Annotated in this window: 6 protein-coding genes and 1 pseudogene; 5 read left to right on the top strand and 2 right to left on the bottom strand. The window is 69.8% G+C overall.

The genetic code is table 11. The features are described 5' to 3' along the window. Window positions 1-127 precede the first annotated feature (127 nt). Window positions 128-628: a tyrosine-type recombinase/integrase gene (locus ACWCSD_RS47330; protein ID WP_449925502.1), complete on the bottom strand. Its 501-nt coding sequence runs from the start codon at window positions 626-628 to the stop codon at window positions 128-130. On the opposite strand from ACWCSD_RS47330, the gene ACWCSD_RS47335 reads away from it, so the two are divergent. Further along, on the top strand, window positions 600-1,265 hold the full coding sequence (locus tag ACWCSD_RS47335) for a hypothetical protein (protein WP_397162665.1): 666 nt from the start codon (window positions 600-602) through the stop codon (window positions 1,263-1,265). The two genes, ACWCSD_RS47330 and ACWCSD_RS47335, sit on opposite strands and share 29 nt — an antisense overlap. Window positions 1,266-1,778: 513 nt before the next feature. Here the strand turns inward: ACWCSD_RS47335 and ACWCSD_RS47340 are convergent. Next, complete coding sequence (locus ACWCSD_RS47340; RefSeq protein ID WP_449925506.1) at window positions 1,779-2,048, bottom strand: GlsB/YeaQ/YmgE family stress response membrane protein; 270 nt, start codon at window positions 2,046-2,048, stop codon at window positions 1,779-1,781. 252 nt (window positions 2,049-2,300) lie between these two features. On the opposite strand from ACWCSD_RS47340, the gene ACWCSD_RS47345 reads away from it, so the two are divergent. The 4 genes and pseudogenes from ACWCSD_RS47345 to ACWCSD_RS47360 form a co-directional block, all read left to right on the top strand. After that, window positions 2,301-2,651, top strand: coding sequence for a hypothetical protein (locus ACWCSD_RS47345; RefSeq protein WP_449925509.1), 351 nt, complete (start codon window positions 2,301-2,303; stop codon window positions 2,649-2,651). Window positions 2,652-2,786: 135 nt separating this feature from the next. Then, on the top strand, window positions 2,787-3,005 hold the full coding sequence (locus ACWCSD_RS47350; protein WP_397162661.1) for a ferredoxin: 219 nt from the start codon (window positions 2,787-2,789) through the stop codon (window positions 3,003-3,005). After that, window positions 3,002-4,405, top strand: a complete 1,404-nt coding sequence (locus tag ACWCSD_RS47355; RefSeq protein WP_397162660.1) for an NAD(P)/FAD-dependent oxidoreductase — start codon at window positions 3,002-3,004, stop codon at window positions 4,403-4,405. The genes ACWCSD_RS47350 and ACWCSD_RS47355 overlap by 4 nt, the downstream gene beginning before the upstream one ends. A gap of 25 nt (window positions 4,406-4,430) precedes the next feature. Beyond that, a pseudogene (locus ACWCSD_RS47360) lies at window positions 4,431-5,222 on the top strand (hypothetical protein); the annotation flags it as partial.

Below are 5,222 nucleotides of genomic sequence, written 5' to 3' on the forward strand. Positions count from 1 at the left end.
GCGGGCCGTCCAGTGATCGTCGGCGATATCGCCTCTTCCGGGTGAGAAGGGTCTTTGGAGCAATCCGAAGGCCCCTTACTCATGGCCGCAAGTCGATACTGATCGGGGAGCCATCTCACTCGGACTCTCAACCCGTGGGCTTCTCGCCGAAGATCGAGTTAATGGCCGGGGGCCCCTTGGTGATCACCGGACTGATCTGGTGCCGGTAGACCGCTTCTGTGACGCTGGTGCCCGCGTGTCCGACGAGAGCAGCGATGGACTCGATGGGTACGCCCTGCTCGCTCATGATGGAAACGAACGAGTGACGCAGTTCTCGCGGGCTCCATGCGGGTCCGATCTCCGCCGCCTTGGTGATCTTGCGGAATGCCCGCCGCGCGTTCGATGCGTCCAGTCGGGTGCCGACGCTCGTGCGGAACACCAAATTGTGATCTTGCCATGCCTCGCCCGCCTTTAGCCTCTGAGCGGCTTGGCGGGGGTGGTGCTCCTGCCCTCCGCAAGGCCGCTGCCCAGCCGTCCTTGAAGCCCTCCGCGAACTCACGACAGCGGGCGCTTGAGCGCGGCCCTCCGGGCCGGCCGCCCAATCTGGTAGAAAGCCGCCCATGACCACCATCCCGCGGCCCCGCTTCATCTCCCTGCTGAGCGCCCTGGCCGTCGGCGCGATATTCGGCGCCGCCACCTCGCTGGCCAACGCCGCGGCCACTACGACCGTGGATGTGGAAAGCACCGAGGCCACCACCCGAGGGTGGTCGATCACAGAGATCGTCAGCATCCTGCTGGACGCCGGCTGGGCGTGGGCCGGACTGGGGGTGCTGGCGGGATGGTGGGCCACCCGTGGCCTAGGAGGTGTCCTCACGGGCCGCCGGCTGGCGCTGGGCGCCGTCGTCGGCGTGGTGGCCTTGGTCGCCGCCACCGCTGCCTACTACATCGCCGACACGATCGTCCACGACGTCTCATCCGGCTCCTACGTCGATGACACGGTCTACTGGTGGGTGGCGAGCGCCTTGTTCGGTCCGGTACTCGGTGCCATCGGAGCCTGCGCTGGGCATCCGGGACTGATCGGTGTGCTCGCCCGGCTGACCGTGCCGGTGGGCGCGGCCGTCCAGATGGCCGTGCTGCCACCGGGCAGGAACGACGTGCTCAGGAACATCGGGCAGTGGGTCGTGTGGACGGCGGCCGCCGTGACTGTGGGCCTCGTGTTTGCCTGCTTCCTGCGCGTACGGTGGCGAGCCTCAAGAGCCGAGGCGGCGCGAAACGATCTCAGGTGAGGCGGAAGCGATCTTCAGTTGGCCCGTATCGGTCTAGCTCACGGGTACCCGTGAACACCCCCAGCAGGCGGCGATCCGTTCGATGGTGAACACGTCGGCCGGTGTCTTGCCCATCATGAACCGCTTGCCGGAGCGCACCAGTTCTCGGTGCGGCACCCGATCCCACAGCAGGTGCTCCAGGCCGGACAGGTCGCGCCCGCCCGCAGCAACGTCGAGCCGGACCGTACCGGAGACAGGAGGAACACCGGCGCCTTCAGCAGACGATCGGCTTGCGGATCGGCGGGGGCCGGAACGGCATTGCGGTGGACCTGCCAGCAGGTTCCACCGTATGCCCGGCTTTCCCTGCGCGCTCGATGCGAAGTCCTGCGTACCTGGCCGGCGCGCCGTCGATTTTGCGCTTCCACATCATGGCCGGCGAGGCCAGCCATCATTGCTGGGAACTGACTGGGAAGCGGCAACGGCCACGGGCGCCTGCCCATGGCCGTTGTACCGTCGTGATCCGCTCGCGGCCGGCTACTCGCGGCGCCGGCCGTACATGCCCGCTGTCAGCGACACCCCCAGAGCCGCCAGCGCGACCTGAATGCCGAGCTCGATCCAGTCGATTCCGCGCGTATCAGCCACGCCGAGTGCCGCCGCGATAGCCGTACCGATCAAGGCCGCTACCACGCCGATCACCAGCGTCAGCCAGATCGGGATGCGCTGCCGCCCAGGAATGACCAGCCGCCCCAGAGCGCCGATCACCAGGCCGATGATGATGCCGGAAATGATCCCGGTGACTTCCACGCCACACACCTTCCTGCCACGGCGATCCCTTGCGCTGACTCAACGAACCGGTGCACGCGCCTGGTTCCCGCCGCCGCGTTGCCGCGGCGGCGCAAGGAGCCGCAGGTGCACGCGCCTCCCGCCGCGGCGACTGGGCAGAAGCGAACCTTTCCCCCTCCACGAAGGAAACCCGCCCCAGAGCCGAGACTAGCGCTGTAAGCCCATGACCATGATGTGTAACGGCAAGGCGGGCGGTGGAGAGCAGCGATCATCTTGGGTCACATCCGCCACCAGGCGCAACGGCCGCATCCCCGGGTCGATGAACGCGACATCGGCGGGTGTCAGGAGCACCGGATCAGATCGCCGCGGCCTGGCGAGGTAGACGCGGACCTGTTCGTACGCCTGCGCGGCGACCTGCGCCGGCAGGCCACCCCGGATTCGGCCGAGACCGGCATCATCGCCTGGGCGGCGGCCCATGTCAGGCTGGACGGCGCCGCACGGCTCCTCCCGGCCGGGATCGACGGGGAAACGGTGGAACTCCACCTGCCCGCGACATGCGACATCCGGCCCGGCGCCCTGCGACTCTTGCTGCCGCGCCGACGACCCGGCCTGCCCCCGGCGTGAGCATCTTTTCCCTGGCAGTGGTTGTGCGGTGGTTGTGGTGATGAAAACCGGCGGCGGAGAATCGTCTTGTGGCCTGCTGGTCAGACGCCTGACCGCTCCGGCGGCCGGGCAGGCGAGGACGGAGGGGGTCTGTCCATGCGCATCGTCGTGGACCTGAACCGGTGCCAGGGATACGCGCAGTGTGTGTATCTGGCCCACGAGGTCTTCAAGCTGAACGGTACGGAGGCGCTCACCTACGAGCCGAACCCCGACGACGCGCGGCGCCTGCAGGTCGAGCGAGCCGCCGCGGCCTGCCCGGTGCGGGCGATCATGATCGACCGCCTGGACGGCGCGGAGCGGGGTGCGCGATCATGACCCTGTCGGCGACGCTCGCCGAGCTGGTCCGCGACTTCAGGGCCAACGGCCGGATCGTCATCGTCGGCGCCTCCCTGGCGGGGCTACGGGCCGCCGAAGCCTTGCGCGAGGAGGGCTTCAACGGATCCTTGACCATCATCGGGGACGAGCCGTACGAGCCCTACGACCGTCCTCCCCTGTCCAAGCAGGTGCTCAAGGGCTGGGTGCCGGCCGATCACACCCTGCTGCCCCGCTTCCGGGACGTCGACGCACAGTGGCGGCTCGGCGTCGCCGCCACCGGGCTGGACCGGGGCACCAAACAGATACGCCTGGCCGACGGCGAGACGGTCCCGTACGACCGGTTGCTGATCGCCACGGGGACGCGCGCGCGGCAGTGGCCCAACCCGGCCGAGGCCGCCCTTGAGGGCGTGTTCTCGCTGCGCTCGCGCGACGACGCCGCGGGCATGCAGCAGGCGCTGGCCGCGCGGCCGTCGCGGGTGCTGGTCGTCGGCGGCGGGTTCATCGGCTCGGAGGTGGCTTCCGTCTGCCGGGAGCTCGACATCCCCGTGACCCTCACTGAGCGGGGCTCGGCCCCCCTGGTCGGGGCGCTGGGCGGGGTGATCGGCGAGATCGCCGCGCAGATGCAGCGCGACCACGGCGTTGACCTGCGCTGTGGGGTGAGCGTGTCGTCGCTGGAGGGCGACGCGGGCGGACACGTGCGGCGCGCCCAGCTCTCGGACGGGACCACCGTCGAGGCCGACGTGGTGCTCGCCGCCCTGGGGTCGATCCGTAACGTGGAATGGCTGCAGGGCTCCGGGCTGGCGGCCGGCTTCTGGGGGGTCGGCTGCGACGCCGGGGGCCGGGCCTTCGACATCAACGGCGTGGTGACCGACAGCGTCTACGTGGCGGGGGACGTGGCGCGCGCGCCACATGTGCTGTACGAGTACCAGTTCCTCGCGATGGAGCACTGGGACAACGCCGTCCTCGGCGCCGAGGTGGCGGCTCACAACATGGTCAACCTCGAACCGCACTACCGCCCGCATCTGTTGCTGCCGGGCTTCTGGTCCGGCCAGTTCGGCGTCAACATCAAGTCCGTCGGCGTGCCGTCGTTCGGTGACGAGATCGTCTTCACGCAGGGCTCCGTCAAGGACCGCTCCTTCGCCGCCGCCTACGGCCGCCGGGGCCGCGTCGTCGCCGCCGTCACCTTCGACCACGGCAAGTGGCTGGAGTACTACGCGCGGCTGATCGAGGAGTCGGCTGCCTTCCCGCCCCCGCCGCCGGGCTGGGACCGGCCGGACGTCATGAAACCGGTCCCCGCGGAGTTCCCGGCGCCGGGTGTCCCGACGGCGATCCCCGACGTCGTCCTCACCGGCCACGACCCGAACGAGCGCAGGGCCGAGTTCCGGCCCCGAGGCCACTGAGAGCGGCAGGAAGGAGCGGAAGATCATGCCCGAGGAGACGCCCTGGCAGCAGGCGCTGCGCTACGCCAACCGCGCCAATCCGTACCCCTTCTACGCCGAGCTCCGCAAGACCCCGGTGGCGCGGCAGCCGGACGGCACCTACGTCGTCAGCACCTACCGGGAGATCGTCCAGCTGCTCCACGATCCTCGCGTCAGCTCCGATGTCCGGAGGCTGCCGGCCCGCGCCCCGGCCGCGGCCGAGCCGGGGGCCGAGCCGATCACCGAGGCTGTCATCGAACTGGAGCCGAACATCATCACCTGCGACCCGCCCGAACATGACCGCGACCGCCGCATGATGACGCGGCACTTCTTCGGCCCGGCCCACGCTCCGCACCAGATCTCCGACCTGGAGCCCGACATCCGCCGCATCGTCACCGGCCTGCTGGACGGCATGCGGGGCAAGACCCGGATCGACGTCGTGGACGAGTTCGCCTACCCGCTGCCGGTGACCCTCATCTGCAAGGTCCTGGGTGTGCCGCTGGAGGACGAACCCCGCTTCCACGCCTGGATCGAGACCGCCCTGGACGCCCTCGACTTCGGCCCGGAGGCGGCCTCCGAGGAGATGCGGAACCGGCTGGCGGGCGCGCGCCGCAGCGTGGAGGAGCTCGCGCAGTTCATGTCCGGGCTGCTCGAGCAGTACGCCGAGCGGCCCGGCCCCGGCATGCTCTCGGCGATGGTCCACGACGGCGGCCCGGACGGGCACATGTCCGAGGTCGGTGATGATCCGGTGCACGCATCGCCGGCCCGTCAGCGGCAGCGAGCACTCCTCGACGATCTT

Source organism: Nonomuraea sp. NPDC001684 (assembly GCF_053596515.1).

Bases quoted from the DNA above. Each gene is read 5' to 3' on its own strand.
- ACWCSD_RS47335 (WP_397162665.1), top strand. From the start codon at position 600: ATGACCACCATCCCGCGGCCCCGCTTCATCTCCCTGCTGAGCGCCCTG.
- ACWCSD_RS47330 (WP_449925502.1), bottom strand. From the start codon at position 628: ATGAAGCGGGGCCGCGGGATGGTGGTCATGGGCGGCTTTCTACCAGAT.
- ACWCSD_RS47350 (WP_397162661.1), top strand. From the start codon at position 2,787: ATGCGCATCGTCGTGGACCTGAACCGGTGCCAGGGATACGCGCAGTGT.
- ACWCSD_RS47355 (WP_397162660.1), top strand. From the start codon at position 3,002: ATGACCCTGTCGGCGACGCTCGCCGAGCTGGTCCGCGACTTCAGGGCC.